Consider the following 25630-nt stretch of genomic DNA (forward strand, 5'->3'; position numbering starts at 1 on the left):
GTTCGATACAAGCGATTGTCCAGTCGTGCAGCCGTGCGCGGGCTACCCTATTGCCCGGCTACGCTGTGGATAATCGCATCGGCCGCCGCGCGCACGCGTGCAGAGCGGTTCAGGTCCGCATGCATGACCAGCCAGACGTCGTAGCTTTCCGCCCGCTCGGGCCAGATGCGCACCAGTTGCGGGTCGATATCGCCCAGGTGGGTGGCCAGCTCGGCCACGCCCAGGCCTGCGCGCGTGGCTTCCTGCAGCATCGCCGCCGAGTTCACTTCCATGGCGACGCGGGCGTTGGCGACGGGCTCGCCGGCAATTTTTTCCCCATGACGGGGCGTCACGGACTGGTGGTAGATGACGATGTCGTGCCCGGCCAGCGCCGTGCCGCGCACGGGCTCGCCCCGTTCGGCCAGGTAGCTTTTCGACGCATACAAGCCCAGGCTGCGCTTGACCAGGTGGCGGGAAATGAGGTCCGGGTCGGTGGGACGCACGCCGCGCACGGCCAGGTCCGCCTCGCGCCGCGTCAGGCTGGCCAGTGCCGGCGCCACGTTGAGCACGATGCGGATGTCCGGGTGGGCCGCGTGCAGCTGCTGCATGGCGCGGATGACGAAATGGCTGGCCATGGTGTCGGTGGTGGCCACGCGCACCAGGCCGCTTAAACGGTTGTCGACGCCCTGCATCTCGCGTTGCAGCTTGTCGGCCGCCCGCTCCATGGCTTCGGCCGCCGTCAGCGCCAGCTCGCCGGCCGGCGTGGGCACATAGCCGGACGGCGTGCGCAGGAACAGCGTGGCGCCCAGCGAGCTTTCCAGCGCGGCCAGGCGGCGCCCGCAGGTGGCCTGGTCGATGCGCAGCAGGGCGGCCGCGCCGCGCAGGGTGCCGGCGCGGCCGATGGCCAGAAAGATGCGCGCGTTGTCCCAATCCATGAGCCCAGTCCTTGTCCCTGTTTGTTGATGCATTTTTGCATCAAGGTGCTGATTTTATGCCTGTTTACTGCATTATTCAACGCTCGCATAATGGCTGCCCGCTGTCCCTGCAAGGAACTATCATGTCTGCCCCCACACCGCACCGCGCCAGCGGCCTGATCCTGCTGACCCTGGCCTTCGGCTTCGTCATGGCCATGCTCGACGTCACGGCCGTCAACGTGGCGCTGTCCGATATCGCCCTGGACCTGGCCATACCGCTGACGGGCCTGGTGTGGGTAGTCGACGGCTACACCTTGACGTTTGCCGCGCTGCTGCTGGCCGGCGGCGCGCTGGCCGACCGCTACGGGCCGAAAGCCGTGTACCAGGGCGGCCTTTGTATCTTCATCCTCGGCTCGGTGTTGTGCGGCGCCGCGCCGGACGGGCATTTTTTGACGGCGGCGCGCTTGCTGCAGGGCGCGGGTGCGGCCCTGTTCATGCCCAGTTCGCTCAGCCTGCTGACGCACAGCTTTGACGACGAGCGCGAACGCACGCGCATGCTGGGCGCCTGGTCGGCACTGGTGGGCGTGGCCGGTGCGTCCGGCCCCCTGATCGGCGGCATTCTCGTGCACCAGTTCGGCTGGCGCAGCGTATTCTGGGTCAACGTGCCGCTGGGCGTGCTGGCCATCGTCATGGCGCAGCGGCTGCTGGCCGCGCCGGCGCGCCAGCCGCGCGATTTGTCGCTGTTCAGTCATGCGCTCGGCGTGGCGGCGCTGGCGGGCCTCAGTTTCGTGCTGATCGAAGGCCCCGTGCTGGGCTGGCTGTCGCCCGGCGTGCTGGCGGCGGGTTCCTTGACGGTGCTGTCGGCCTGGCAGTTGCTGCGGCGCGAACGCAGCGGCAGCCATCCGCTGTTGCCGCGTGAACTGTTTCACAGCAGCAGCTTTGGCGCGGCCAATGGCGTGGGTTTTTTGATCAATTTCTGCGTCTTTGGCCAGCTGTTTTTATTGAGCCTGTTCCTGCAGCAGTCGGGCGGCGCCGATGCCTTGCAGTCGGGCTTGCGCCTGCTGCCCATGATGGCAGCCTATACGGTGGGGAACTTCATGGCAGGCGGTATCGCGGCGCGCCATGGCACGCGCCTGCCCATGCTGGCGGGCTTGCTGGTGGGGGCCGTGATGGCCTTGCTGCTGATGGGCTTGCGCCCGGGCACGCCGTATGGCTGGCTGGCGCTGGGTACGGCCGTGATGAACGTGGCTATCGGCATCGCCATACCCGCCATGACGGCCACCGTGATGCGGGTGGCCGGCAAGCAGCATGCGAACAGCGCGGCGGCGGCCCTGAACGCCAATCGCCAGATTGGTGCGCTGGTGGGCGTGGCCCTGATCGGCAGCATTCTGCACATGCTGCCGGACTGGTCGCTGCGCTTGCCGCTGGCCTACGCGACGATTGCCGCCGCGTATGGCCTGGCGGCGGGCCTCGTCTACCGGCACGTGCATCTGCCCAAGGCCGTGGCCGCCTGACGCTTTATTGCTCGCGCGTGCTGCGCCACTCCACCAGTTCTTCGATGGTCAGAATCGGCATGCCATGCAGTTCGGCGAAGCGTTCGATATCGTCGCCGCGCATCATGCTGCCATCCGGGTTCATCAGTTCGCACAGCACGGCGGCCGGGTTCAGGCCCGCCATGCGCGACAGGTCGACGGAGCCTTCCGTGTGGCCACGACGCTCGAGCACGCCACCGGGTGCGGCGCGCAGGGGGAACACGTGGCCGGGGCGCACCAGATCGGCGGGCTTGGCGTTCGGCGCGATGGCGGCGCGGATGGTGGTGACCCGGTCGGCGGCCGACACGCCCGTCGTGACGCCGTCGCGCGCCTCGATGGACACCGTGAACGGCGTGCCGTAGCGGCTGCCGTTGTCGGGCGACATGGGCGGCAATTCCAGCGCGCTGACGACGTCCGTGGGCAGGCACAGGCAGACGATGCCGCTACATTCGCGGATCAGCAGGGCCATGGTTTCATGCGTGAGTTTCTCGGCCGACAGGATCAGGTCGGCTTCGTTTTCACGGTCGAAATCGTCGAGCAGGATGACGGGAATGCCGGCGCGCATGGCGGCCAGGGCGGATTGAATGCGACCTTCCAGGTCGTTGGAAAGCAGGGTATAGCTGTTGACTAACATGGTGAAACGCTCCTCGCATAGGCGAAAAACGCTGCAGGGCAAGCGAATAGACGCAGCCGGCCGCATCGACAGGTCGATGGGACAATCGCGTTTACTGCACATCTTCTTTCATCCGGACTATACCGTCGGCTCTGGAGTCACACCAGATCTGCTGACCTCATCAGGCGAAACCTGACAAGCGCTCGCGGGCTTGACCGTTGCCGGTCTTACCGCCGGTGGGGAATCGCACCCCGCCCCGAAGACGTATTGTTGTGCCGGTCCACATGACCGGCGGCAATACTTTAGCACAATTGAAAAAAGCTGGCAGGGCACTGCTGAGTTTGTCATTCGGTAAAGTTGCCTGGGAAAAGCAGGTTTTTCTAAGCTGTTTTTAATGGCGGAAAGACGATTTCAGTGTAAGGTACGCTTACTGAATCTTACCGTTGAGAATACATGAAGCTGAGTAAATTACGCCTGATCTCGGGCGCCGTCTTGCTGGCGTGCGCTTGCATGGCCCAGGCGGAAATCCGTTTGAGCGATCCCCTGCCGCTGGCACCGGAAGTGACTGTAGGAAAATTGCCAAACGGCTTGACCTATTACATCAAGAAAAATGCCCGTCCCGCCCAGAAAGTGGAATTGCGCCTGGTGGTGAAAGCCGGCTCCATCCTGGAAGATGACGACCAGCAAGGCCTGGCGCATTTCACGGAACACATGGCCTTCAATGGCTCCACGCATTTCAAGCGCAATGAGCTCATTTCCTATTTGCAATCGATCGGCGTGAAGTTCGGCGCCGACCTGAACGCCTACACGAGTTTCGATGAAACCGTGTACGTGCTGCCGATTCCGACGAACAAGAAGGAAAACCTGGAAAAGGGTTTTCTCGTGCTGGAAGACTGGGCGCATGGCTTGAAATTCAATCCGGCCGACATCAACAGCGAGCGCGGCATCGTGCTGGAAGAAGCGCGCCTGGGCAAGGGTGCCAGCGACCGCATGAACAAGGTGCTGTATCCGAAGCTGCTGAACGGTTCGCGCTATGCGCAGCGCATGCCAATCGGCAAGGAATCCGTCTTGAAAACGTTCAAGCCGGAAGCCATCAAGCGTTTCTACAAGGATTGGTACCGGCCCGACCTGATGGCCGTGATGGTGGTCGGTGACGTGGAGCCGAAACAGGCTGAAAAACTGATTCAGCAGCATTTCGGCAAACTGAAAAACCCCGCGAAACCGCGGCCGCGCCTGTATGCGGAAGTGCTGCAGCGCTCGCAGACGGAAGCGCTGGTGATCACGGACAAGGAAGCGCCGGACGACACGGTCTTCATCCGCTACCCGATCCGCGCCGCGCAGGAGCCCGTCACCATTGCCGACTACCGCCGCCAGATGATCGAAAACCTGTATGGCCAGATGCTCAGCGCGCGCATGCAGGAATTGACGCAGCAGGCGAACCCGCCCTTCATCCAGGGCGGCAGCAGCATGGGCAAGCTGGTGCGTGGCTACGAGTCGTTCAGCGCGTATGCCTTGCTGGGCAAGGGCGGCGTGCAGCCGGCCGTCGACGCGCTGGTGCAGGAAGATGAGCGGGCGCGCCGCTTCGGTTTCAGCCAGGATGAGCTGGACCGCGCGCGCAAGAACATGCTGCGCAATTACGAGCGCGCGTACAGCGAACGCGACAAGTCCGATTCGTCCGGTTTCGTGGCCGAGTATTCGCGCAACTTCCTGGAGCAGGAAGCCATCCCCGGCATCGCCAATGAATTGCTGTACGCGCAGGAACTCTTGCCGCAGGTGACCTTGCAGGAAATCAATGAAACGGTGGCCAGGGTCATCCCCGACCAGCAAAAGAAACTCGTCGTCTTCATGGGCGCCGAGCCGAAAGCGGGCGCCAGCGTCCCGACGCAGCAGCAATTGCTCGACGCCGTGGCGCAAGCCGAGCGGCAGAAGGTCGAGCCGCGCACGGAAAAAGTGCTGGCCAGCAAGCTGATGGATGGCCCGCCGGCCGGCGGCAGCATCGTTTCGGAGAAGTTGAATAGCGCCATCGGCGTGACGGAGCTAACCCTGGGCAATGGCGTGCGCGTGCTGCTCAAACCGACCGATTTCAAGAATGACCAGGTGCTGATGGGTTCGACCCGCTTCGGCGGCCAGTCGCTGTTCGGCGACGCCGACATCTACAGCGCCCGCTATGCCAGCGCCGTGGTCGGCAGCATGGGCTTGAAGGACCTGGCGCCGCTGGACTTGCAAAAGGTATTGGCCGGCAAGACGGTCAATGTGGGCGCTTCGCTGGGCGAACTGAGCGAAGGCTTTGGCGGCTCGGCCAGCAGCGCCGACGTGGAATCCATGCTGCAACTCGTGACTCTGTATTTCCATGACGTACGCAAGGATGCGGGCCTGTACCAATCCTTCATCGGCAAGCAGCAGGATCTGGCGAAAAACAGCATGGCGCAGCCGGAAGCCGTGTTTTACGATGCCGTCCAGCACGCCACGTTTGGCGACAACCCGCGCGTCGATGGCGTGCCGCGCGCGGCCGACTTCGACAAGGTGGGCCTGGACCGTTCGCTGGACATTTTCCGCCAGCGCTTTTCCAGCGCGCGCAACATGACCTTCATCTTCACGGGCAGCTTCGAGCTCGAGAAGATCAAGCCCCTGATCGCCAGCTACCTGGGCACCTTGCCCGTGGCCGAGGTGCCGCACGCCTACCGTGACGTGGGCATGCGCCCGGTGACAGGGATCGTCAAGAAAGATATCTACATGGGTAGCGAGCCGAAGAGCACGATTTCCATCACCTTCAATGGCGACGTGGCGTATTCGGACGAGCAAAAGCTGACCCTGCAGGCGCTGGGCGAGGTGTTGAACCTGAGAGTCATCGAAGTGCTGCGCGAAAAGATGAGCATGATCTATGGCGGCGGCTTCGAAACGTCCATGGGCCAGCATCCGTACGGCCATTATTCGGTGGCGCTGAACTTGCCGACGGGGCCGGAAAACGTGGACAAGGTGATCGCCGCCGCGTTTGCCGAAATCAACAGGATGAAGGCCGAGGGGCCGTCTGTGGCCGACCTGGAAAAGGTCAAGCTGAACTGGATCACGCGCCAGCAGAAATCCATGCGGGAAAATAATTACTGGATGAAGCAGTTGATGGGTTCGGTGACGCAGGGCCGCGATCCCGCGCAGATCCTGCGCTACGAGCAGCGCGTGCGCGCCATCACGCCGCAAGCCGTCAAGCTGGCGGCGCAGCGCTACCTGGACATGCACAATTATGTGCAGGTGGTGCTGTATCCGGAACGCAAGAACGTTGCAGTGAAGTAATCTTCATTGTTGAACTGCAGCGGCGGCAACGTGGCGAAGCTGTTAAACTGCTGCTGATTGATGTGATCGCAATTTGACAAGCAAGGAAATACGATGGCTAAGAAAGAAGAACTCGATCCGGAAACCCTGGAATTGATCAACTGGTGTATCGAGGTTGAAGGCTTTCTGGTGGCCGGCGGCGCCACCGTGGCACAGGCGCAAGACCACATCGAAGAGCAGGTCGAGTGGTTTACCGACCAGTTCTACGACGGCTTGACGCCGGAAGAGGCGGCCAAGGAAGCGCTGGCGTGATGCGCCAGTAACAAGCGAGCAGTAACAAAGCGGGCGGTGCCTGCCGGGCATCAGCCTGGTAGCGCCGCCCGCTTTGCTTTTCTGAAAAGATTCCCGCAGGGAAATTGTTTATAATTCTACGCTTTATTTTCCATCCCAGGCTCCCATGACACTCCGTTCACGCATTCTCCTCCTGTGTTTCAGCACCTTGCTGGGCATCGTCCTTATCGCGTCATTCTCTCTGTATTCCCTGCGCCAGACCATGATGGCTGAAAGGGTGGAGCAATTGACGGTGCTGGTGGAATTGGCCAACGCGTCCGTGGAAAAGGCGTATGCGCTGGAACAGTCGGGCAAGCTCACGCGTGAGCAAGCCCAGCAGCAGGCCAAGCTGGCCATCGGCAGCTTCGTCAAGGACGATATGTATTATTTTGTGCGCGACTTCAGCACGGACTTGCTGTACGTGCATCCGAATGCGTCGCGCATCGGTGTGCCGCAAAAGAACATGCAGCAGTCGGGTGACCGCTACCGCGCCGCGCTGGCCACCAGCCGTATCGGTCTGGTGCAGGCGGACGGCACGCGTCCCGGCGTGAAGGACCCGGTGGCGAAGATGTATGCCGTGGTGAAATTTGCGCCATGGGACTGGCTGATCGGCACGGGCACCTACATCGATGACATCAACCACAAGTTCTGGGCCCAGGCGGGCGTGCTGCTGGCCATCGGCGGCGCGCTGATGCTGGTGGTGGGCGCCCTGGCGGCGCTGATGCTGCGCCGTATCCTGGCCCAGCTCGGTGGTGAACCCGACTATGCAGCGGCCATCGTGGCGCAAATTGCCCAGGGCGATCTGACCACGCAGATCGATACGCGCCCCGGCGACACGTCGAGCTTGCTGATGGCGATCAAGGCCATGCGCGACAACCTGGCGCATCTGGTGAGCCAGGTGCGCAACGATGCCGATGCCATTTCTACGGCGTCCGGCGAGATCGCTTCCGGCAACCACGACCTGTCGGCGCGCACGGAGCAGCAGGCGGGCTCGCTGGAAGAAACAGCCTCGACCATGGAAGAAATGACCTCGACCGTGCGCCAGAATGCGGACAATGCGCGCCAGGCCAACCAGCTGGCTATTTCTGCCTCGCAAGTGGCGACGCAGGCGGGCGGCGTGGTGAGCCAGGTGGTCGATACCATGGGCGCCATCAATGCCTCGTCGAAAAAGATCGGTGACATCATCGCCGTCATCGACGGCATCGCGTTCCAGACGAATATTTTGGCCTTGAATGCGGCCGTGGAGGCGGCGCGCGCGGGCGAGCAGGGGCGTGGCTTCGCCGTCGTCGCCAGCGAGGTGCGCAACCTGGCGCAGCGTTCGGCCGCCGCCGCCAAGGAAATCAAGCAATTGATCGATAGTTCCGCCGAGCAAGTGGGTGCCGGTGAAAAACTGGTGGCGCTGGCGGGCGAGACGATGGAGAAAGTCGTTTCCAGCGTGCAGCATGTGACCGATATCGTGGCCGAGATTTCCTCGGCCAGCGCAGAGCAGAGCGCCGGCATCGAGCAGATCAACCAGGCCATCGTCGAGATGGATAACATGACGCAGCAAAACTCGGCCCTGGTCGAGCAGGCGTCGGCGGCGGCGCAGGCCATGAACGAGCAGGCGGCCGGGCTGGCGCAGATCGTCAGCGTGTTCAAGGTCGGTGCCGTGGCGCCGGCAGCGGCGGCGCTACAGCGCAGCGTGCCTGCGGCGCGACGCCTGGCGCGCTAAGCACTTTTTCTGTCATGGGGGGAACTTATCCCTGGCTCACCTGTCCAAACTTTTTCGTCCGCAAGGGACGCACAGAAGAGGTGAGCATGACAGACGGTTTTTCGTATCACGCGGCATTTGCCCGCAACCTGGGCTGGGTCACGCAGGCGGAGCAGGACAGCTTGCGCGGCAAGCGCGTGGCCATTGCCGGCATGGGCGGCGTGGGTGGCGTGCATTTGCTGACCCTGGCGCGGCTGGGCATCGGCGCTTTTCACATCGCCGATTTCGATACCTTCGATATCGCCAACTTCAATCGCCAGGCCGGCGCCATGGTCTCCACCCTGGGCCAGCCCAAGGTGGCCGTGCTGGCGCAGATGGCGATGGACATCAATCCCGAACTGGAGATTAAACAATTTCCTGACGGCATACACGACAGCAACCTGGCGGAGTTTTTTGCCGGTGTCGACCTGTATGTGGACGGCCTGGATTTCTTTGCCTTTCCCGCGCGCCAGGCCACCTTCGCCACCTGCGCGCGCCTGGGCATCCCCGCCATCACGGCCGCGCCGCTGGGCATGGGCACGGCCGTGCTCAGCTTCATGCCCGGCGGCATGACGTTCGAAGAGTATTTTGGCTGGGGCGACTTGCCCGAAGAAGAAAAAGCCCTGCGCTTTCTCGTCGGGCTGGCGCCGGCCGGCTTGCACGGCCCCTACCTGGTCGACCCGTCGGCCATCAACCTGAAGGAGCGGCGCGGACCGTCGACCATCATGGGTTGCCAGCTGTGCGCGGGCGCGGCCGCCACCGAGGCGCTGAAAATACTCTTGAAGCGCGGCAAGGTGATGGCGGCACCGCACGGCATGCATTTCGACGCCTACCGCAACAAGCTCGTGCGTACCTGGCGTCCCGGCGGCAACCGTCATCCGCTGCAACGCCTGACGATGGCCATCATCAAGCGCCGGCGCGCGGCGCAGGGGGCATGATGGCACAAGCACCGCTGATCGCGCAGATCGATTCTGTGCTGGAAGACATCCTCGACCAGGCGCGCTGGGCACCCAGCGGCGACAATACGCAGCCGTGGCGCTTTGAAGTCGTGGCCCCGCGCCATGTCGTGGTGCATGGCTTCGATACGCGCAGCCACTGCGTGTATGACCTCGACGGCCATCCCAGCCAGCTGTCGCTGGGTGCCTTGCTCGAAAGCATGGCGCTGGCGGCCAGCAGCCATGGTTTGCGCATGGAAGCGCGCCGGCGCGGCGGCTTGCCCGACACCTTGCCCACGTTTGACGTGCGCTTTGTCGACAGCCCCGGCATGCTGCCCGACCCGCTGGTGGCCTTCCTGCCGCAACGCAGCGTGCAGCGGCGACGGCTCAGCACGCGCCACCTGCGCGCCAGTGAAAAAGCGGCGCTGGCGGCCAGCTTGCCGCCCGGCTACAGCGTGCAGTGGTTCGAAGGCTGGCGCATGCGCCTGGCCTGTGCGCGCCTGATGTTTGACAATGCGAAGCTGCGCCTGACCATGCCCGAAGCGCACAAGGTGCACCGCGACGTCATCGAATGGGGCGCGCGCTTCAGCGCCGACCGCATCCCGGAACAGGCGCTCGGTGTCGACCCGATGACGGCGCGGCTGATGCGCTGGGTCATGCACAGCTGGCGCCGCGTGGATTTTTTCAATACCTGGCTGGGAGGCACCATTGCCCCGCGTCTGCAGATGGACTTGCTGCCGGGCCTGTATTGCGCCGCGCATTTCGTGCTGCTGGCCGAGGCGCCGCCGCGTCACATCGACGATTACGTGGCGGCGGGCAGGGCCATGCAGCGCTTCTGGTTGACGGCCACGCAGCTGGGCCTGCAGTTACAGCCGGAACTGACGCCGCTGATCTTCGCCCGTTATGTGCGCGAACGGCGGGCCTTTTCGCGCACCGACGGCATGCTGGAACTGGCGCAGGAACTGGCGCTGCAATGCCAGGCCGTGCTGGGTGCGGTGGCGTTTGATCGGGCCGTGTTCCTTGGCCGCATCGGCGCCGGCCCGGCAGCCCAGGCGCGCTCCTTGCGCCGGCCGTTGCAAGACTTGCTGGTGGCGCCGGTCAACGGGAGGACGCTTGCGTGAGCGGCATGGGCTTGCCGCTTGCCGCAGCGAAAAAAGCCGCTGAGGACATCAGCGGCTTTCAGACTGGATGATCGCATGTCAGGCCTGGCGTTGCCCGCGTTGCTGGCGGCGCGCAGTCATGCCCAGGCCAAACAGGCCGATACCGAGCAGGGCGATGGTGCCTGGTTCAGGTACAGCGGCCTGGAATAATTCCAGGCCGCCACCGTCGGCCATCGCGACGAAACTGTCGGTCAGGCTGCCGCCGATGAAGCTGTTGGTATTCCCGCTGAGGGACTCCAGCGGGAAAAACGGGTTGGGGTTGACGAAGAACAACTGTCCTTGCGGCGTCAATGTGGCGTTCAGCAAGGCCTTGAAGTCGCCCTGGGCCAGGCCGGCGAAAATGTGTGCTTCGCCCACGTCGAGCGTGTAGGTCACGATCGCATAGTCATCCCCGGAGACGCCACCCACATTCACCGGCGAGCCTGCGACGTTACTGACCGACAGTGCCGTATCCTGGTTGGGGTCGATGTACAAGGTCATGGTCAGGGTTTGAAAGGTAGCGAAGATCCCGCCAGCCAGCGTATCGGACTGACCGGTGATGGAAAACAGGCCATAGATGCCATAGCCATTCAGGGCGTTCAGTTGCGATGGCACGCTGCCGCCATTGGGACTGCCGAAAGCGGCCTTGCTCAGAAAGCCTGTCTGAGTGAAGGGATCGTTGCCACCACCCAAACCGCCAACGATGGTTTGTTCGACGCGCGCGTGATATTCAAAGCTGATGCGGTCGGCCACCACCAGATTGGCTGCGGCACCGGGGACGGAACCTTCATTGACGGTAAACAAAGGACCAGCGAATGCGGGAGCACTGATCAGCGCGGCGCCGATGGTGGCCGCGGAGAGAGCGAGACGCAGAAACGAGGACAGCGTTTTCATGGCATTTCCTTCAGCGTGAGGGTTGATCGGACCAGGTCACTGTGGCGGCTGCCTCAGATAACCTCATACGCCCTTGAAGCAGAATTCGTACCATGTAATATTTGTATTTAAATTCAACAGCTTATAAAAACAGGGATGGCGTTTTTCGTGCTTGTGTAAAAAAAATCGACGTTTTACCCGGCCGATGGCGCGGCTCGCGGGCGCCAGTCTTTCCTGTCATCGGCTAGAGTGGGGCAAAGGAGGTCACCATGCAACTACCATCCCGTCATGCCCCGCTGCGTGCGCACAGCACGCCTGAACCGGATATCCCGCCGCCGCCCGAAGGCGATCCGCTGACGCCGCCGCCGGACAAGCCGCCGCACACGGACCCCGTGCCCGTCGAGGAACCGACACCACCCCCGCCGCCCGTCAGGATGGGCTGACCAAGTCGTCGCGCACCTGGGCACACCTGAGCGGCGATGCCACTGCCGCGCGCTGTTTATTTCTGGTCGGAAATGAATTGTGCGGGCGGCGGGGTTGTCACGCCAATTAAACAACAAAAATGCCAATAAACATTGCCGAGTGGATACAAATTAAGCGCTAACTGCTGTGTGTCATGTGGCCGTCACGATTCTGTTCTTATAATGAGACATCATAAAAATTCTTGTACAGGAGACCATCATGGGCAATTCCTTGCATAACAAAATCTACCTGGGCCGGCGCCCAGTGATCACCGGCAAAAACCTCGCGGCGCTGGCGCTGGCGGGCGCCGTGGCTGGCTGCGGCCTGGCGTGGCTGCTGCTGCGCAGCTACAAATAAGCGCGCTTCACGCGCATTTTCAGTACGCCATCCGTGGGGTGGGCGGCGACTGAATCACGTTGCCTGTTGCCGATGCGCAGCGGGGCGCGTACCATGGGGGCCGAACACCTGGCCTTTTATGGAAAAGTAATGAAGAACGAGAAATTAACAACCGATGAATATGACGCGCTGGAGCAAGTTGCACGCGGCATCAAGACCGAGCGCCCCAGTGCTTGCGTTGCCCGCAATGCCAAGCGCCTGTCCGGCCTGAAGCTGCTCAGCTATGCACGCGATGGCCGTTTGTCCATCACCGAGAAAGCACAACAGCTGCTTTTCCTGCGCCGCTGCATCATGGGGCTGCGCGCCGTGGCCGCCGATCCGCTGACCAGGCTGGAATCGGACGTGGCCTATTTCCTGGGCAAGAAAGCCCACATCGTGGCGCGCGCCGAAGGCGAGGGCTACGACATTTCCGACAAGGGCCGCGACTCGCTGGCCGACATCGACACCCTGGGCCTGTAATAACCTATCCCGGCAGAAGACGCTCCCTACCAGGATAGACTCTGCGCTTTGCCACCGGCCCCTGGGGCCGGTTTTCACATCCCCACTCTTTCTATTCATTTCCCTTTGGAGAACACTTTGGACAGCGCGATGAACTGGTCGGCCCACGAATTGACGATGACGGTCCTGATGACGCCCGATATGGCCAACTTTTCCGGCAATGTGCACGGCGGCACCATCCTGAAATACCTCGACAGCGTCGCCTACGCCTGCGCCAGCCGCTATTCGGGCAGCTATGTGGTGACCCTGTCGGTGGACCAGGTGATGTTCTTGCAGCCCATCCACGTCGGTGAGCTGGTGACGTTCCTCGCCTCGATCAATTACACGGGCACGACCTCGATGGAAGTGGGCATCCGCGTGGTGACGGAAAACATCCAGCAGCGCCTGGTGCGCCACGCCAACAGCTGCTATTTCACGATGGTGGCCGTGGACGCCAACCGCAAGCCCGTGGCCGTGCCGCCGCTGGTGCTGGAAACGCCGGAGCAGCAGGTGCGCTTCGAGCAAGCCAAGCTGCGCAAGCTGTCGCGCCAGAAGGTGTCGAAGAAATAAAGGCAGCGGACATGAAAAAACGGCCACCAGAGCGATCTGGTGGCCGTTTTCTATTGCCTGCCGCCTGCTGGCGGCATGGCGCCGTGATTAACGGTCGCCGTAGCTGCGGCGTGCGCCGTCGGTGCTGCGCGGGTTGGAACCCTTGTAGCCGCCGCCGGTGCTAGGTGCGCCGTCTTTGCGTGGTGCGCCTGGCTTGCTGAACGTGCGTTGCGCTGGCTTCGCGCCGCCACGGTTGTCGCCTGGTTTCCAGCCGCCTGGACGGGCGCTCGAGCGTGGTGCCGACGCCGTTTTCTTAGGCTCGAAACCTTCGATGACATTGACCGGGATCAATTGCTTGGTGAAGCGTTCGATGCGCTTGACGTTCATGCCTTCAGCGTGGTTCACCAGCGAGATGGCCAGGCCATTGCGGCCAGCGCGGCCGGTACGGCCGATGCGGTGGACGTAGTCTTCCGGGAACTTCGGCAGATCGTAGTTGAACACGTGGGTGATCGTCGGTACGTCGATGCCGCGGGCGGCAACGTCGGTGGCGACCAGCACTTTGACCTGGCCGCGGCGCATGCCGTCCAGGGTGCGGTTACGCGCGCCCTGATGCATGTCGCCGTGCAAGGCGGCAGCCGAGAAACCGGCGATATTCAGACGGTCGGCGATGGTGTCGGCGTCACGCTTGGTGGCGGTAAACACAACAGCCTGGTCCAGGGTTTCGTCGCGCAGCAGGTGGTCCAGCAGGCGATTCTTGTGCGACAGATCGTCGACGAAGTGGACGCGCTGGGTGATGTTTTCATGCTTGTTCGACGAACCGGCGATCTGGATGACCAGCGGGTTTTTCGTGATGCGGCGGGCCATGTTGCCAACCACGCCGTCCAGCGTTGCCGAGAACAGCATGGTTTGACGGCCTTCTGGCGTCGCGTCCACGATTTTTTCGATGTCGTCGATGAAACCCATGTCCAGCATGCGGTCGGCTTCGTCCAGCACCAGGATTTCCAGTTGCGAGAAGTCGATCTTGCCCGAATCCATGTGGTCGATCAGACGGCCAGGGGTGGCGACCAGAATCTCAGGATTCTTGGCCAGCAATTGCATCTGTTTAGGGTAAGGCATGCCACCCAGGATCGACACAGCCTTGATGCGGCGGATGCCGGTACTGTACTTGTCGGTGTTGGTGGTCACTTGCAGGGCCAGTTCGCGCGTTGGCGTCAGCACCAGCATTTTTGGCTGGGCAGCCTTGAAGCGTGGACGCTCGCCGCGGGCGCGCGATGCTTGCATTTCCTGGTTCGGCGTCTTGCTGGCGGCGCTTTGTTCGGCGCTGGCCAGTTTGTGCAGCGACGGCAGCATGAACGCTGCGGTCTTGCCCGAACCGGTCTGCGACGAGACCAGCAGGTCACGGCCTTCGATCGCGGCTGGAATCGCTTGCGACTGTACCGCGGTTGGCGCGGTGTAGCCCGATTCGGTCAGAGCGGCGATGATGGACGGATGCAGGCCTAAGGATTCAAATGTCATTCTTTTCTTTCGTAAAAATCAGCGTTCTTGCAAAAAGCAGAACGCAAAATAGCAACGCCAACCAAAACGAAATGACTCAACTAGAAAGAAATTTCGGCACAAAAGCTTTGCGCCGGGACGGTGTCAGGTGCGACACACAAGGCGGGAGGGCTTTATAAGCGGCATCCTGTGGATGCGCTAAGGCTTGCGAAGCTGCTAAGTTTGTAATTGCATGTTACTGCGGTGTTGCCATCGCTTCAAGCGAACATATTGCAGCGCACAACGACACTATACCGTATTTGCCGCCGTTTTGCACGGCCTAAATGGGAAGAAACGACAGTCCTACCACGTTTTGAACATGTTTCCTATGCGAAATAAGTAAGAATACGTAGTTTTCGTTGATTTAATTGAGCATGGCCACGATGTCGGCGGGCAGTTGGGGTGCCTGTGCCGTTTCCCTGGCCAGGTTGATTTGCCGGGTCACCTGCGCCAGTTCGGCCAGGCCGGGTTCCAGCTGATATGTGCCCTTGGCATGCAGCCATGCCAGCACGTCGGCCAGGTGCCAGATGCTGGCGCTGCCCTCATGCACGGGCACGGGGAAGCTGTGGCGGTGTTTGCTCATCAGCTTGTGCAGGTTTTGCCGGGACAGGCCCAGTACCTGTGCCACGTCCGTCAAGCCCACGAAGTCGGGCGCGGCCTCGACCAGCACGGCTTCGGGCACGATGGCTTTGACGTCGGCCAGGGCGCTCAGCAGCGCTTCGTTGGCATTGCTGGCCTCGCGCGTGAATTCCAGCGCCAGCCGTCCCGCTTGCCCGATGCCCGCCAAGGCGTCGTCGCAGCCGCCGTTGCCCAGGCGCTCGGCCAGCGCGTCGAGGTCGTGTTCGTGGTCGGGCAGGCGATACTTGAGCGTAAAGATGTAATCCATGACGGTTATCTCCTGCGTTGCATGCAGTCGTGCATCAGTTTATTGAAAGTACAATTATCTACTACTCGCCGGATCGCCCGTGCGTGGTTGCCGGGATTTTTCGGCGTGCTCCAGATGCAGGCGATGCAAAACTCGCCACAGCGGCAGCCGTCGTCATTGTAGGGGCAATAGATTTTCCCCAAAGCATGGCTGCCACCCACTTCCACTCTCCAGCCCTGGCTTTCCGCGTGGCGCAGCGCTGCTTCGATTTCTTTCTTCGGGTGCGAGGAGCGCGCCATGTGATGTCTCCAATGTAGGTCAATATTTTTCGGTTGTCAAGTGACAACCGAAAAATACCGACCATCACCGCATCACTCTACTTCGGGATTGACGGCCATCACTTGCGAAAAGCCGCCATCGACGTAGGTAATCTCGCCCGTGATGCCCGAGGCCAGGTCGGACAGCAAAAAGGCCGCCGTGTTGCCCACCTCCTCGATGGTGACGTTGCGGCGCAGCGGTGCGTGTTCCGCCACAAAGCCCAGCAGTTTACTGAAATCCTTGATGCCGGAGGCGGCCAGGGTCTTGATGGGGCCGGCGGAGATGCCGTTGGCGCGGATGCCGCGCGGGCCCAGCGATTCGGCCAGGTAACGCACGGACGCTTCCAGCGACGCCTTGGCCAGGCCCATGGTGTTGTAATAGGGCACGGCGCGCACGGCGCCCAGATACGTCAGGGTCAGGACCGAAGCGCCCGGATGCAGCAGGGGCAGGGCGGCCTTGGCCATGGCAGGAAAACTGTAGGCGGAAATATCGTGTGCGATGCGGAAGCTGTCGCGCGACAGGCCGTCGAGGAAGTCGCCGGCGATCGCTTCGCGCGGCGCAAAGCCGATGGCGTGCACCAGGCCATCCAAATGTTCCCAATGCTGCGCCAGGTTGCTGAAGACGGCGCTGATCTGTTCATCGCTGGACACGTCGCAGTCGAATACCAGTTCGCTGCCGAATTCGGCCGCAAATTCCGTGATGCGTTCCTTGAAGCGCTCGCCAACATAGGTGAAGGCGAGGGTCGCGCCTTCGCGGTGGCAAGCCTTGGCGATGCCGTAGGCGATGGAGCGGTTCGACAGCAGGCCCGTGATGAGGATTTTTTTGCCTTGCAAGAAAGCCATGACGACTCCTGTCTGGGGTGGTGGGCGGGTAGGGCGGATGTGCAACCGGCCGCGACAGCAAAGCTGTGGCGGCCGGTGACGTGCGTCAATACAACTCAGGCAATCAGTGACGCGCTTTTGCCCGGCTGTTGCTGCCACCGCGCTGGATGCGCGGTTTCACCAGGGAAATTGGCGCGGCTTGCACCTTGCCGCCCTTGGCGACGCGGCGCAGTGCCTTGGCGGCCCGTTCCGGACGGTCCGCTTCCAGCAGCATGGTGGCGCTGTCGGCGATTTCCTGGGTGATGTCCTTGTTCATCGTGGCCGAAGTCTTCGGCACGAGGATAGTGGAGCCGGCGCGCAGGCTGGTGCGCTGGGGAATGTTGTTGGCCTGGCGCAGCACGTCTGCCGTGGTGCCGAATTTCGACGCCAGCGTTTCGATGCGTTCGCGCGCATTGGTGATCTTGTGCGTCGTCCAGCTCGACAAGGCATGGCCCCATTGCGCCAGGTTGGTGGTGAACTTGGCCGCATTTTCCTGTGGCAACAGAATCTTGGTCTTTTCGCCGCCGATGATGACGGGGCGGTTGAATTGCGGATTCAAGGCCTTGAATTCGTCGGTCGACAGTTCGGCCAGCTGGGCCGCGACGGTGATGTCGATGTCGCTGGTCTTGTCGATGGCCGTGAAATACGGCTGGTTGTCGACCACAGGCAGGGTCAGGCCGAACTGGGCCGGATTGGCGATGATGTTTTTCACCGCTTGCAGTTTCGGCACGTAGTTGCGCGTTTCAGCCGGCATCAGATCGGCCAGGCTTTCGAAGTCGGTCGGCTTGCCCAGCGCCTGGTTTTTCTTGATGGCGCGCTGCACCGAGCCTTCGCCCCAGTTGTAGGCGGCCAGCGCCAGTTGCCAGTCGCCAAACATGTCATACAGGCGCTGCAGATACGTCAATGCCGCATCGGTCGAGGCCAGCACGCCGCGGCGGTCGTCCTTGAACATGTTTTGCTTGAGGTTGAAATCGCGTCCGGTGGCGGGCACGAATTGCCACAGGCCGGCCGCACTGGCGCTGGAGAAAGCCTGCGGGTTGAAGGCGGACTCGATAAACGGCAGCAAGGCCAGTTCCGTCGGCATGCCGCGCTTTTCCAGTTCCTGCACCACGTGGAAGATATAACGCGAGGCGCGCGCCGTGGTGCGCGCCAGGTGGTCGGGGCGGGTGGCATACCAGTTGACGTGGTTCGCCACCAGCTGGTTGTTGATGTCGGGAATCGCATAACCGCTGCGGATGCGGCCCCAGACGTCGGCTTCGCGCAGCGGATCGGAATTGTCGCTGAGGTTTTTCAGCAGACGGTCGGTCTTTTGCAGGCGGTTGTCGAGGGTGGGGAGTTTCGCCGTGACCTGGGCGGTCATCGGGATCAGGGCAGGTGTGGTTGCAGCGACTGGCGCGTTATCGCTCTCAACACCGGCTTCGTACGCCTGGCTGAGGGCGGGCGCAAGCGCCAGGGCCAACGCCGCCAGGACGGTAGATTTAAAGGAGTTTTCGTGCATAGTGTTCCATTGTTGTCGTCGGAGAAACATCGGACAGACCCATGATCAAGCTGCGAGTGTACGTATATCCACATGCCGGAGTCAAGAATTATGTCAGCATGATGACAGGAAATACGCGGTAATAAGTGGGAAACGCCTAGGTTTCCATTCGCAGATGCTGTCATTATTGCAAATTTAATTTGCCCGATGCGTGATTCGGCCGCTGTTATAGCATACGTGGCGAGGGCGATGGCGCAAGCCTGGCAGCCGTCCAGTATGAGACTGCGCAAAGAGTGCGTACAATTTGGCTTTGGCCGGCCATTCGGCTGCCGGCTGCCATATTGATAGAGAGTCATGCATATGAACACCCCGCCGCGCCACGACGACGACAACGCCGTCATCATCGCCAATACCGTTGCCTGGCTGGAAAAGGCCGTGATCGGCCTGAACCTGTGCCCGTTCGCCAAGGCCGTGCACGTCAAGAAGCAGATCCGCTATGTGGTGTGCGAGTCGAGCAATCCGGAAGATTTGCTGGCAATGCTGATGGACGAGCTGCAAACGCTGGCCGACACGGACCCCGAGCAGATCGACACGACCTTGCTGATCCATCCGTACACCCTCAACGATTTCCTCGACTACAACGAGTTTCTCGATGTGGCCGATGCGGCCGTGGAAGACATGCACCTGGCCGGCGAACTGCAAGTGGCCAGTTTCCATCCGCACTACCAGTTTGCCGAGACGTTCGAGGACGACATCAGCAACTACACCAACCGCTCGCCGTATCCGACCCTGCACCTGCTGCGCGAAGACAGCATCGAGCGCGCCATCGAGGCGTTCCCGGAAGCGTCGGAAATTTTTGACAAGAATATTGCCACGCTGGAAGCGCTGGGCACCGAAGGCTGGGAAAAGCTCGGCTTGCCGAAGGTATCCTGATGGCTGACAAGGAATTGCCGCCGCGTCCCGATACGCCGTGCGTGGCGGTCTGCTCGACCACCTTCGACGAAATCTGCCGCGGCTGCGGTCGCAGCGTGGTGGAAGTGGCCCACTGGGTGTCGATGACGGAGGAAGAGAAGGAAGTGGTGTGGGTGCGGATTCTTTCTCAAGGGTATCCGCGCCGGAATACCTGATTTAACCCAACTGCAACTGCTGGGGTCAGACCCGACGGGTCTGACCCCATTTTCACAGCTAACGATCAATAGCTGCCGATAAAATCTTTTTTGCCCACTTCAATGCCATTGTGGCGCAGGATGTCGTAGGCCGTCGTCGCGTGGAAGAAGAAGTGCGGCAGCGCGTAGTGGAACAGATACGTCTGGCCCGTGAAGTGCTTGGTCTTTTCGCCGCTGCCGGTGGTGATGGCGCGCGTTTCGCTGCCGTCGATGTCCGCTTGCGGCAGGCTTTCCAGGAAGGCGATGGTTTTCACGATGCGCGCTTTCAGCTCTGCAAAGCTCTGTTCGCTGTCTTCATACGGTGGCACTGCCACGCCGGCCAGGCGTGCGCCGCAGCCCTTGGCGAAGTCGGTGGCGATCTGGATCTGGCGCACGAAGGGCAGCATGTCCGGGAACAAACGGAATTGCAGCAGGGCGTTCGGGTCGATTTTCTTGTCTTGCGCGTGCGTTTCCGCCTTGTCCAGGATGGCGGCCAGGCTGCCCAGGATCTGTTTGAAGACGGGGATGGAAGCGGAGTAGATGGAGAAGGTCATGGTGGTTCCTCGAGGTAAAGTGGCGCGATGATAGCAAGCTGCGCGTTTTTCTGCTGGCGCTGGCCCGGCGCGCTGGCCCGCGTGTGGTTTTTCAGCCCTGTGTATATGGCATCAGGTCGCCGTTGGCACGTGTTTATTGGTGACTTCCCCCGCTTTTTCCATGCATAATTGCTCCTGAAAAAGTTTCTTCCCGCCTTATCACCCGGATTCCCCTGTAAAGTTCCATGACCGCCTGCCTGATCCCTGTTGCCCTGTTGCCGCATGTTTAATTCGCCCTCTCAGCGCTTGCGCGCCAGCCTGCGTGTGCTGTACGGCTCGTCGATCTATGGCGCCTTGCTGCTGGTGGTGTTTGGTGGCCTGGTCGTGCCCGCCATTTTCGGCAGCTATCTGCTGGTCGGCGTGCATGAACGCCAGTCGGCGCGCACCAGCCTGAACGAAGCCTTGCAGCGCAATGCCGACATCCTGGCGCTGGGCATGCAGGAATCGCTGTGGAACATGAATGCGGAATCGGCCCATTCGCTGGTCGAGTCGGTGATGCGCGACCGCGCCGTGCTGCTGGTGCAGGTGCTGGGGCAGGGCGACACGGAATTCATTCGCCTGCAGGCGCCGCAGCGGCCCGTGGGCAATCTGTACCGCGCCGAGCGCGACATCCTCGTGCGCGGCGAGCGCATCGGCCACATCGTCGTCGAGATGGATGATGCGCGCAGCCAGCAGGAGCTGCGCGAAAAGCAGAGGTCCTATATTTTCGTGCTGGGCGCACAGCTGGCCGTGTCGATGGCGCTGATCGTGCTGTTCCTGAACCGCCGCCTGTTGAAACCCCTGCGCCGCCTGACGCGCTTTTCCGACCGCCTGTCGCACGGCGATTTTGACACGCCGCTGGCCTCGCACAGCAATGACGAGCTGGGTCGCCTGACGGCCCAGCTTGAGCAAATGCGCGCGGCCATTCGCCAGCTGTTCGAGGATGTGGGGCAGCGCGAAGAGCGTTTCCGCACCATCGTCACGCAGGTGCCGGGCGCCGTCTTCCGCTACCGGCCCGACGGCCCCATCGATTTCGTCAGCGATGCCATCGAAGACATCGCCGGCTATTCGGCGCGCCAGTTCATGCGCGGCCGCACGCACGCCTGGGCCGACCTGATCTGCCCGGAAGACCGCCGCGAACACCGCCGCGCCGTGCGCCAGGCGGTGCTTGAGGTGCGCCCGTATGCGCTGGAATACCGCATCATCGACGCCTTCGGCATCGAGCGCTGGGTGGCCGAGAATGGCCAGCCGCAGGCCGGTGAACAGGGCGTCGTCTGGGTCGACGGCATCATTGCCGACATCAGCCAGCGCAAGCACCACGAGATGCGCATCGAGGCGCTGCTGACGGAGCAAAGCGCCATCCTCGACAATGTGATGTTCGGCGTGATGTTCGTGCGCCACCGCCGCATCATTTCCGTCAACCGCCGCTGCGAGGAGCTGTTCGGCTACGCTCACGCCGAAATGACGGGCTGTTCGACCGCCATCGTCTTCCCCACGCACTTCGAGTTCGAGGCGGCGGGCGAGCGCCAGTATCCGGCCCTGGCCGCTGGCGGCGACTTCAGCGAGGAGCGCCACTACCTGCGCCAGGATGGCAGCCAGTTCTGGGCCCTGGTCAGCGGTTGCGCGCTCGATCCGCTGCACCCCAACGATGGCAGCATCTGGGTGTATGCCGACATCACCTCGCGCAAGGAAGCCGAGGAAAAGCTGCGCCTGTCGGCCACCGTGCTGGAACATATCGCCGACGGCGTGATGATGGTCGATCCCGCCGGCATCATCGTCGCCGTCAACCCGGCCTTCACGCAGATCACGGGCTACCAGGAAGCCGAGGCGCTGGGGCGGCACTCGTCGCTGACGCGTTCGCAGCGCCACGACGCGGCGTTTTACCAGGCCATGTGGGATGCATTGATCGCCTCGGGCTTCTGGCGCGGCGAGATCTGGCACCAGCGCAAGAACGGCGACATCTACCTGGAGTGGCTGACCATCAGCGCCGTGCGCGACACGCAGGGCGTCACCACGCATTTTGTGGGCGTGTTCAGCGATATCACCCTGCTCAGGGAATCGCAGGAAAAGCTCGACCACATGGCGCACCACGATCCGCTGACGGCGCTGCCGAACCGCCTGCTGTTCCACGACCGCCTGCAGCACGCCTTGCTGCGCGCCGCGCGCGACCAGGAGCAGCTGGCCATCCTGTTCATCGACCTGGACCGCTTCAAGAATGTCAACGACACGCTGGGCCACCATATCGGCGATGAATTGCTGAAGAAGGTGGCCGGCCAGCTGGCGGCCCGCCTGCGCGAAGGCGACACCCTGGCGCGCCTGGGCGGCGACGAATTCATCGTGCTGCTCGAGCGCGTCGATGGCGAGTATGGCGCCACGCAGGTGGCGGAAAAGCTGATGACCATGTTCGAGCAGCCGTTCACGGTGGCCGACCATGAATTGTTCGTCACCTGCAGCGTGGGCATCAGCCTGTATCCGGATGACGCGCTGGACTTGAACATGCTGATCCGCAATGCCGACGTGGCCATGTACCAGGCCAAGGCGCGCGGTCGCAACGGCTACCGTTTCTATGCGCCGTCGATGACGGGCGAGGGCGTCGAGCGCCTGCGCCTGGAAACCTTCCTGCGCCGCTCGCTGGAAAAGAACGAGATGTTCCTGAATTACCAGCCACAGGTGGAAATCGACACGGGCCGCCTGGTCGGCGTGGAGGCGCTGGTGCGCTGGAACCACCCGGAACTGGGCCTGGTGCCACCGGTGCGCTTCATCCCGCTGGCCGAGGACAGCGGTTTCATCAACCAGCTGGGCAAATGGGTGCTCGACGAAGCGTGTCGCCAGATGATGCGCTGGCAGGCGCAGGGCTTGCGCGTGCCGAAGATGGCCGTCAACCTGTCCGTGAAACAGTTCGAGCGGGGCAGCATCGCCGGCATGGTGGCCGATATTTTGAAGGAAACGGGCCTGGAGCCACAGCGCCTGCAGCTGGAGGTGACGGAATCGGTGATCATGAACACGGGCGACGCGCTCGGTTTCATCAACGATCTGCACGCCATCGGCGTGGGACTGGCCATCGACGACTTCGGCACCGGCTATTCCTCGCTCGCGTACCTGAAACAGCTGCCCGTGCAGACCTTGAAGATCGACCGCTCCTTCATCAAGGATATCTCGACGGACGTCAATGATGAAGCGATTGCGATTGCCATCATCCAGCTGGGCAAGAGCATGCACTTGTCGGTGATCGCCGAGGGCGTGGAGACGGAAGAGCAGGCCGCTTTCCTGCTGCGCCATGGCTGCAAGCTGGCGCAAGGTTATTTTTATAGCCGCCCGGTGCTGGCGCAGGATATGCTGGAGCGCTGGCGCGACCCGCTGGAACCACCACTAACTAATTAAAGGGTATCCCATGGCCGCAGAAAAAAACACCTCGCGTCGCCGTTTCCTGCTCGGTGGCCTTGGCCTCGGCGTGGCCGGCGTGGGCGCCCTGGTGCTGGGCTGGGGCGTGCTGCCGCCGCGCCAGCGCCTGCACGGCAGCGCGCCGCTGCCGCTGCAGGATGGCGCCGTGGCGCTGAACGGCTGGCTGGCTATTCAAGCCGACGGCAGTGTCCTCCTGGCCATGCCGCGCAGCGAGATGGGGCAGGGTGTGCATACGGCCTTGCCCATGCTGGTGGCCGAGGAGCTCGACGTACCGCTGGCCAGCGTCAAATTGATCCAGGCGCCGATGGATAAAATCTTCGGCAATGTGGCCATGCTCAAGGATGGCCTGCCGTTCCACCCGGACGACCAGGGCCGCGTCAAGGCGTTGGCGCAATGGACGGTGGCCAAGGCGGCGCGCGAACTGGGCGTGATTGTCACGGGCGGCTCGTCGAGCGTGAAGGATGGCTGGGGGCCCATGCGCGAAGCGGGGGCCTCGGCGCGCGCCATGCTGGTGGCCGCCGCCGCCGCGGCGTGGCAGGTGCCGGCCGCGCAATGCCGCACGCACGATGGTGAAGTGCTGCACCCCGATGGCCGGCGCGCCAGCTACGCCAGCCTGGCGCAGCGCGCCGCCGCCATCGATCCGGGCACGCCCGTGCTGAAACTGCCCCAGGATTTCAAGCTGATCGGCCAGCCGGCGCCGCGCCGCGACACGCCGTCAAAAGTCAATGGCAGCGCGCGCTTCGGTATTGACGCGCGCCCGCCCGGCATGCTGTACGCGGCCCTGCATCTGCCGCCGCGCCTGGGCGACACTTTGGCCGCATTCGACGCGGCACCCATCCTGGCCATGCCCGGCGTCAAGAAAGTGCTGGACCTGACGCCGCAGCTGGCTCAGCGCAGCGTCTCGTGCGCCGCCGTGGTGGCCGACACCTGGTGGCGCGCGAAACAGGCGGCCGCCGCCTTGCCGACGCAGTGGAAGGCCGGTGCCCAAGCGAACCTGTCCAGTGCCGACGTGTATGCGCAGTTTGCCCGCCTGTTGGACAGCGAAGCCGGTTATGTCTACCACGCCAGCGGCGAGGTCGAGGGCAAGGTCGCGCAGGGCTTGCGGCAGGTCAGTGCCGAGTACCGCGCGCCGTTCCTCGCGCACGCCGCCATGGAACCCGTCAACTGCACCGCGCAGGTAAAAAATGGCAAGGTGATGCTGTGGGTCTCGACGCAGGCGCCCGGCATCGCCGTCGACGTGGCGGCGAAAGTGGCCGGCGTCGATGCGAAAGACGTCGGCATCGAAGTGCTGCTGCTCGGTGGCGGTTTCGGCCGCCGCCTGGAGGTGGATATGATCGCGCAAGCCGTGGCCATCGCGTTGCAGTGCGATGGCGCACCGGTACAGCTGGTGTGGACGCGCGAGCAGGATACCCGGCACGATATGTACCGTCCCGCCGCGCTGGCGCGCTTTGCGGCGCGCCTCGACGAGCACGGCCGCATCGCTTCCTGGGACAACAAATCCGTCAGTGGTTCCATCACGCACCAGTTTTTGCAGCGCAACTTCGGCTTGCCTGGGGCGGGGCCGGACAAGACCACGGCCGAAGGCGAATTCGACATGCCGTATGAAATCGCCAACCAGCGCATCGCCCACGTGATCGCCGACAGCCCCGTTCCCATCGGCTACTGGCGCTCCGTGGGGCATTCGCACAATGCCTTCTTCAAGGAAAGTTTTATCGATGAGCTGGCGCATGCGGCCGGGCAGGATGGCATCGCCTTTCGCCGCGCCATGTTATTGAAACATCCGCGCCACCTGGCCGTGCTCGATGCGGCAGTGGCCAGGGCGGGCAGTGCGCCGCCCGGCCATGCGCACGGCGTGGCCTTGCACCAGTCGTTCGGCAGCATCGTCGCGCAAGTGGCGCAGGTATCGGTGGAAAATGGCGAAATCCGCGTGCAGCGCGTGGTGTGCGCCATCGATTGCGGCATCGCCGTCAATCCGAACATCATCGCCCAGCAGATGGAGTCGGCCGTGCTGTTCGGCCTGTCGGCGGCGCTGGGCGGCGAGATCACCTTCAAGGATGGCAAAGTGGAACAGGGCAATTTCCACGATTATCCCGTGCTGCGCATGGGCCAGACGCCCGAGGTGGAAACCATCATCATCGCCAGCGCCGAGCATCCGGAAGGCGTGGGCGAGCCCGGTACGCCGCCGATTGCGCCGGCCGTGGGCAACGCCATCTTCATCTTGACGGGGAAACGGCTGCGCAGCCTGCCGCTGCGCCTCGCTTGA

General features: G+C 62.7%; 23 protein-coding genes and 1 riboswitch. Of the genes, 14 read left to right on the forward strand and 9 right to left on the reverse strand.

Annotated elements, in window-relative coordinates; all coding sequences use genetic code 11:
• Nucleotides 1-47: 47 nt before the first annotated feature.
• Nucleotides 48-914, reverse strand: coding sequence for a LysR family transcriptional regulator (locus tag CLU93_RS20685; protein WP_099763114.1), 867 nt, complete (start codon nt 912-914; stop codon nt 48-50).
• 122 nt (nt 915-1036) lie between these two features.
• On the opposite strand from CLU93_RS20685, the gene CLU93_RS20690 reads away from it, so the two are divergent.
• Nucleotides 1037-2407, forward strand: a complete 1371-nt coding sequence (locus tag CLU93_RS20690) for an MFS transporter (protein WP_099763115.1) — start codon at nt 1037-1039, stop codon at nt 2405-2407.
• A gap of 4 nt (nt 2408-2411) precedes the next feature.
• On the opposite strand, the gene ribB is transcribed toward CLU93_RS20690, so the two are convergent.
• Nucleotides 2412-3059 (reverse strand): 3,4-dihydroxy-2-butanone-4-phosphate synthase, encoded by a 648-nt coding sequence (gene ribB / locus CLU93_RS20695; RefSeq protein WP_099763116.1) that lies wholly within the window; start codon nt 3057-3059, stop codon nt 2412-2414.
• A gap of 96 nt (nt 3060-3155) precedes the next feature.
• A riboswitch (FMN riboswitch) is annotated at nt 3156-3306 on the reverse strand.
• Between the two features lie 185 nt (nt 3307-3491).
• Here ribB and CLU93_RS20700 point away from each other — a divergent pair.
• The 5 genes from CLU93_RS20700 (at nt 3492) to CLU93_RS20720 (ending at nt 10420) form a co-directional block, all read left to right on the forward strand.
• Nucleotides 3492-6326, forward strand: a complete 2835-nt coding sequence (locus tag CLU93_RS20700) for a M16 family metallopeptidase (RefSeq protein ID WP_099763117.1) — start codon at nt 3492-3494, stop codon at nt 6324-6326.
• A gap of 93 nt (nt 6327-6419) precedes the next feature.
• Entirely contained in the window at nt 6420-6617 is a 198-nt protein-coding gene (locus CLU93_RS20705) for a hypothetical protein (protein WP_010399555.1), read from the forward strand.
• Nucleotides 6618-6762: 145 nt separating this feature from the next.
• Nucleotides 6763-8346: a methyl-accepting chemotaxis protein gene (locus CLU93_RS20710; protein WP_099763118.1), complete on the forward strand. Its 1584-nt coding sequence runs from the start codon at nt 6763-6765 to the stop codon at nt 8344-8346.
• 86 nt (nt 8347-8432) lie between these two features.
• Nucleotides 8433-9302, forward strand: coding sequence for a ThiF family adenylyltransferase (locus CLU93_RS20715; protein WP_071076461.1), 870 nt, complete (start codon nt 8433-8435; stop codon nt 9300-9302).
• The gene (locus tag CLU93_RS20720) at nt 9299-10420 is read left to right on the forward strand and encodes a nitroreductase family protein (protein WP_306594985.1); all 1122 of its coding nucleotides are present in this window, start codon (nt 9299-9301) and stop codon (nt 10418-10420) included. Before CLU93_RS20715 ends, CLU93_RS20720 begins: the two co-directional genes overlap by 4 nt.
• A 78-nt stretch (nt 10421-10498) precedes the next feature.
• Here CLU93_RS20720 and pepA read toward each other — a convergent pair whose 3' ends face one another.
• The gene (gene pepA, locus CLU93_RS20725; RefSeq protein ID WP_099763119.1) at nt 10499-11332 is read right to left on the reverse strand and encodes a flocculation-associated PEP-CTERM protein PepA; all 834 of its coding nucleotides are present in this window, start codon (nt 11330-11332) and stop codon (nt 10499-10501) included.
• 248 nt (nt 11333-11580) lie between these two features.
• Between pepA and CLU93_RS28265 the strand changes: the two genes are divergently transcribed.
• The 4 genes from CLU93_RS28265 to CLU93_RS20735 all read left to right on the forward strand — a co-directional run bounded on the left by CLU93_RS28265 (nt 11581) and on the right by CLU93_RS20735 (nt 13216).
• The gene (locus CLU93_RS28265) at nt 11581-11754 is read left to right on the forward strand and encodes a hypothetical protein (RefSeq protein ID WP_180287897.1); all 174 of its coding nucleotides are present in this window, start codon (nt 11581-11583) and stop codon (nt 11752-11754) included.
• A 238-nt stretch (nt 11755-11992) separates the two neighbouring features.
• The gene (locus tag CLU93_RS28270; protein ID WP_165829503.1) at nt 11993-12130 is read left to right on the forward strand and encodes a hypothetical protein; all 138 of its coding nucleotides are present in this window, start codon (nt 11993-11995) and stop codon (nt 12128-12130) included.
• Nucleotides 12131-12259: 129 nt separating this feature from the next.
• A complete protein-coding gene (locus CLU93_RS20730) occupies nt 12260-12628 on the forward strand; it encodes a hypothetical protein (protein ID WP_099763120.1) in 369 nt (122 codons plus the stop codon).
• A 129-nt stretch (nt 12629-12757) separates the two neighbouring features.
• The gene (locus tag CLU93_RS20735) at nt 12758-13216 is read left to right on the forward strand and encodes an acyl-CoA thioesterase (protein WP_096238581.1); all 459 of its coding nucleotides are present in this window, start codon (nt 12758-12760) and stop codon (nt 13214-13216) included.
• Nucleotides 13217-13303: 87 nt separating this feature from the next.
• Here the strand turns inward: CLU93_RS20735 and CLU93_RS20740 are convergent, their stop codons facing one another.
• The 5 genes from CLU93_RS20740 to CLU93_RS20760 form a co-directional block, all read right to left on the reverse strand.
• Entirely contained in the window at nt 13304-14710 is a 1407-nt protein-coding gene (locus tag CLU93_RS20740; RefSeq protein ID WP_071076465.1) for a DEAD/DEAH box helicase, read from the reverse strand.
• Between the two features lie 382 nt (nt 14711-15092).
• On the reverse strand, nt 15093-15614 hold the full coding sequence (locus tag CLU93_RS20745) for a helix-turn-helix transcriptional regulator (RefSeq protein WP_099763121.1): 522 nt from the start codon (nt 15612-15614) through the stop codon (nt 15093-15095).
• Nucleotides 15615-15619: 5 nt separating this feature from the next.
• The gene (locus CLU93_RS20750) at nt 15620-15892 is read right to left on the reverse strand and encodes a hypothetical protein (protein ID WP_099763122.1); all 273 of its coding nucleotides are present in this window, start codon (nt 15890-15892) and stop codon (nt 15620-15622) included.
• A gap of 72 nt (nt 15893-15964) precedes the next feature.
• Entirely contained in the window at nt 15965-16753 is a 789-nt protein-coding gene (fabI, locus tag CLU93_RS20755; RefSeq protein ID WP_099763123.1) for an enoyl-ACP reductase FabI, read from the reverse strand.
• 103 nt (nt 16754-16856) lie between these two features.
• Nucleotides 16857-18269 (reverse strand): transglycosylase SLT domain-containing protein, encoded by a 1413-nt coding sequence (locus CLU93_RS20760; protein ID WP_099763124.1) that lies wholly within the window; start codon nt 18267-18269, stop codon nt 16857-16859.
• 333 nt (nt 18270-18602) lie between these two features.
• Between CLU93_RS20760 and CLU93_RS20765 the strand changes: the two genes are divergently transcribed.
• Nucleotides 18603-19181, forward strand: coding sequence for a DUF1415 domain-containing protein (locus tag CLU93_RS20765; RefSeq protein WP_373629859.1), 579 nt, complete (start codon nt 18603-18605; stop codon nt 19179-19181).
• Nucleotides 19181-19375 carry a DUF1289 domain-containing protein gene (locus CLU93_RS20770; RefSeq protein WP_096236462.1) on the forward strand — a complete coding sequence of 65 codons (195 nt, stop codon included), beginning with the start codon at nt 19181-19183 and terminating at the stop codon, nt 19373-19375. Before CLU93_RS20765 ends, CLU93_RS20770 begins: the two co-directional genes overlap by 1 nt.
• Before the next feature lie 65 nt (nt 19376-19440).
• Here the strand turns inward: CLU93_RS20770 and CLU93_RS20775 are convergent, their stop codons facing one another.
• Nucleotides 19441-19947: a DUF1993 domain-containing protein gene (locus CLU93_RS20775; RefSeq protein ID WP_034779265.1), complete on the reverse strand. Its 507-nt coding sequence runs from the start codon at nt 19945-19947 to the stop codon at nt 19441-19443.
• A 261-nt stretch (nt 19948-20208) separates the two neighbouring features.
• On the opposite strand from CLU93_RS20775, the gene CLU93_RS20780 reads away from it, so the two are divergent.
• A complete protein-coding gene (locus CLU93_RS20780) occupies nt 20209-23346 on the forward strand; it encodes an EAL domain-containing protein (RefSeq protein ID WP_099763125.1) in 3138 nt (1045 codons plus the stop codon).
• Nucleotides 23347-23356: 10 nt separating this feature from the next.
• Nucleotides 23357-25630, forward strand: a complete 2274-nt coding sequence (locus CLU93_RS20785; RefSeq protein WP_180287898.1) for a xanthine dehydrogenase family protein molybdopterin-binding subunit — start codon at nt 23357-23359, stop codon at nt 25628-25630.

This window comes from Janthinobacterium sp. 35 (genome assembly GCF_002754575.1).
Lineage (GTDB): Bacteria > Pseudomonadota > Gammaproteobacteria > Burkholderiales > Burkholderiaceae_D > Janthinobacterium > Janthinobacterium tructae.

Excerpts from the sequence above, each read along its gene's own strand:
- CLU93_RS20690 (WP_099763115.1), top strand. The coding sequence starts at position 1,037 with ATGTCTGCCCCCACACCGCACCGCGCCAGCGGCCTGATCCTGCTGACC.
- CLU93_RS20750 (WP_099763122.1), bottom strand. The coding sequence starts at position 15,892 with ATGGCGCGCTCCTCGCACCCGAAGAAAGAAATCGAAGCAGCGCTGCGC.
- ribB (WP_099763116.1), bottom strand. The coding sequence starts at position 3,059 with ATGTTAGTCAACAGCTATACCCTGCTTTCCAACGACCTGGAAGGTCGC.
- CLU93_RS20735 (WP_096238581.1), top strand. The coding sequence starts at position 12,758 with ATGAACTGGTCGGCCCACGAATTGACGATGACGGTCCTGATGACGCCC.
- CLU93_RS20705 (WP_010399555.1), top strand. The coding sequence starts at position 6,420 with ATGGCTAAGAAAGAAGAACTCGATCCGGAAACCCTGGAATTGATCAAC.
- CLU93_RS20740 (WP_071076465.1), bottom strand. The coding sequence starts at position 14,710 with ATGACATTTGAATCCTTAGGCCTGCATCCGTCCATCATCGCCGCTCTG.
- fabI (WP_099763123.1), bottom strand. The coding sequence starts at position 16,753 with ATGGCTTTCTTGCAAGGCAAAAAAATCCTCATCACGGGCCTGCTGTCG.
- pepA (WP_099763119.1), bottom strand. The coding sequence starts at position 11,332 with ATGAAAACGCTGTCCTCGTTTCTGCGTCTCGCTCTCTCCGCGGCCACC.
- CLU93_RS20765 (WP_373629859.1), top strand. The coding sequence starts at position 18,603 with ATGCATATGAACACCCCGCCGCGCCACGACGACGACAACGCCGTCATC.
- CLU93_RS20730 (WP_099763120.1), top strand. The coding sequence starts at position 12,260 with ATGAAGAACGAGAAATTAACAACCGATGAATATGACGCGCTGGAGCAA.
- CLU93_RS20770 (WP_096236462.1), top strand. The coding sequence starts at position 19,181 with ATGGCTGACAAGGAATTGCCGCCGCGTCCCGATACGCCGTGCGTGGCG.
- CLU93_RS20715 (WP_071076461.1), top strand. The coding sequence starts at position 8,433 with ATGACAGACGGTTTTTCGTATCACGCGGCATTTGCCCGCAACCTGGGC.
- CLU93_RS20780 (WP_099763125.1), top strand. The coding sequence starts at position 20,209 with ATGTTTAATTCGCCCTCTCAGCGCTTGCGCGCCAGCCTGCGTGTGCTG.
- CLU93_RS20785 (WP_180287898.1), top strand. The coding sequence starts at position 23,357 with ATGGCCGCAGAAAAAAACACCTCGCGTCGCCGTTTCCTGCTCGGTGGC.
- CLU93_RS28265 (WP_180287897.1), top strand. The coding sequence starts at position 11,581 with ATGCAACTACCATCCCGTCATGCCCCGCTGCGTGCGCACAGCACGCCT.
- CLU93_RS20685 (WP_099763114.1), bottom strand. The coding sequence starts at position 914 with ATGGATTGGGACAACGCGCGCATCTTTCTGGCCATCGGCCGCGCCGGC.
- CLU93_RS20760 (WP_099763124.1), bottom strand. The coding sequence starts at position 18,269 with ATGCACGAAAACTCCTTTAAATCTACCGTCCTGGCGGCGTTGGCCCTG.
- CLU93_RS20775 (WP_034779265.1), bottom strand. The coding sequence starts at position 19,947 with ATGACCTTCTCCATCTACTCCGCTTCCATCCCCGTCTTCAAACAGATC.
- CLU93_RS28270 (WP_165829503.1), top strand. The coding sequence starts at position 11,993 with ATGGGCAATTCCTTGCATAACAAAATCTACCTGGGCCGGCGCCCAGTG.
- CLU93_RS20745 (WP_099763121.1), bottom strand. The coding sequence starts at position 15,614 with ATGGATTACATCTTTACGCTCAAGTATCGCCTGCCCGACCACGAACAC.
- CLU93_RS20720 (WP_306594985.1), top strand. The coding sequence starts at position 9,299 with ATGATGGCACAAGCACCGCTGATCGCGCAGATCGATTCTGTGCTGGAA.
- CLU93_RS20710 (WP_099763118.1), top strand. The coding sequence starts at position 6,763 with ATGACACTCCGTTCACGCATTCTCCTCCTGTGTTTCAGCACCTTGCTG.
- CLU93_RS20700 (WP_099763117.1), top strand. The coding sequence starts at position 3,492 with ATGAAGCTGAGTAAATTACGCCTGATCTCGGGCGCCGTCTTGCTGGCG.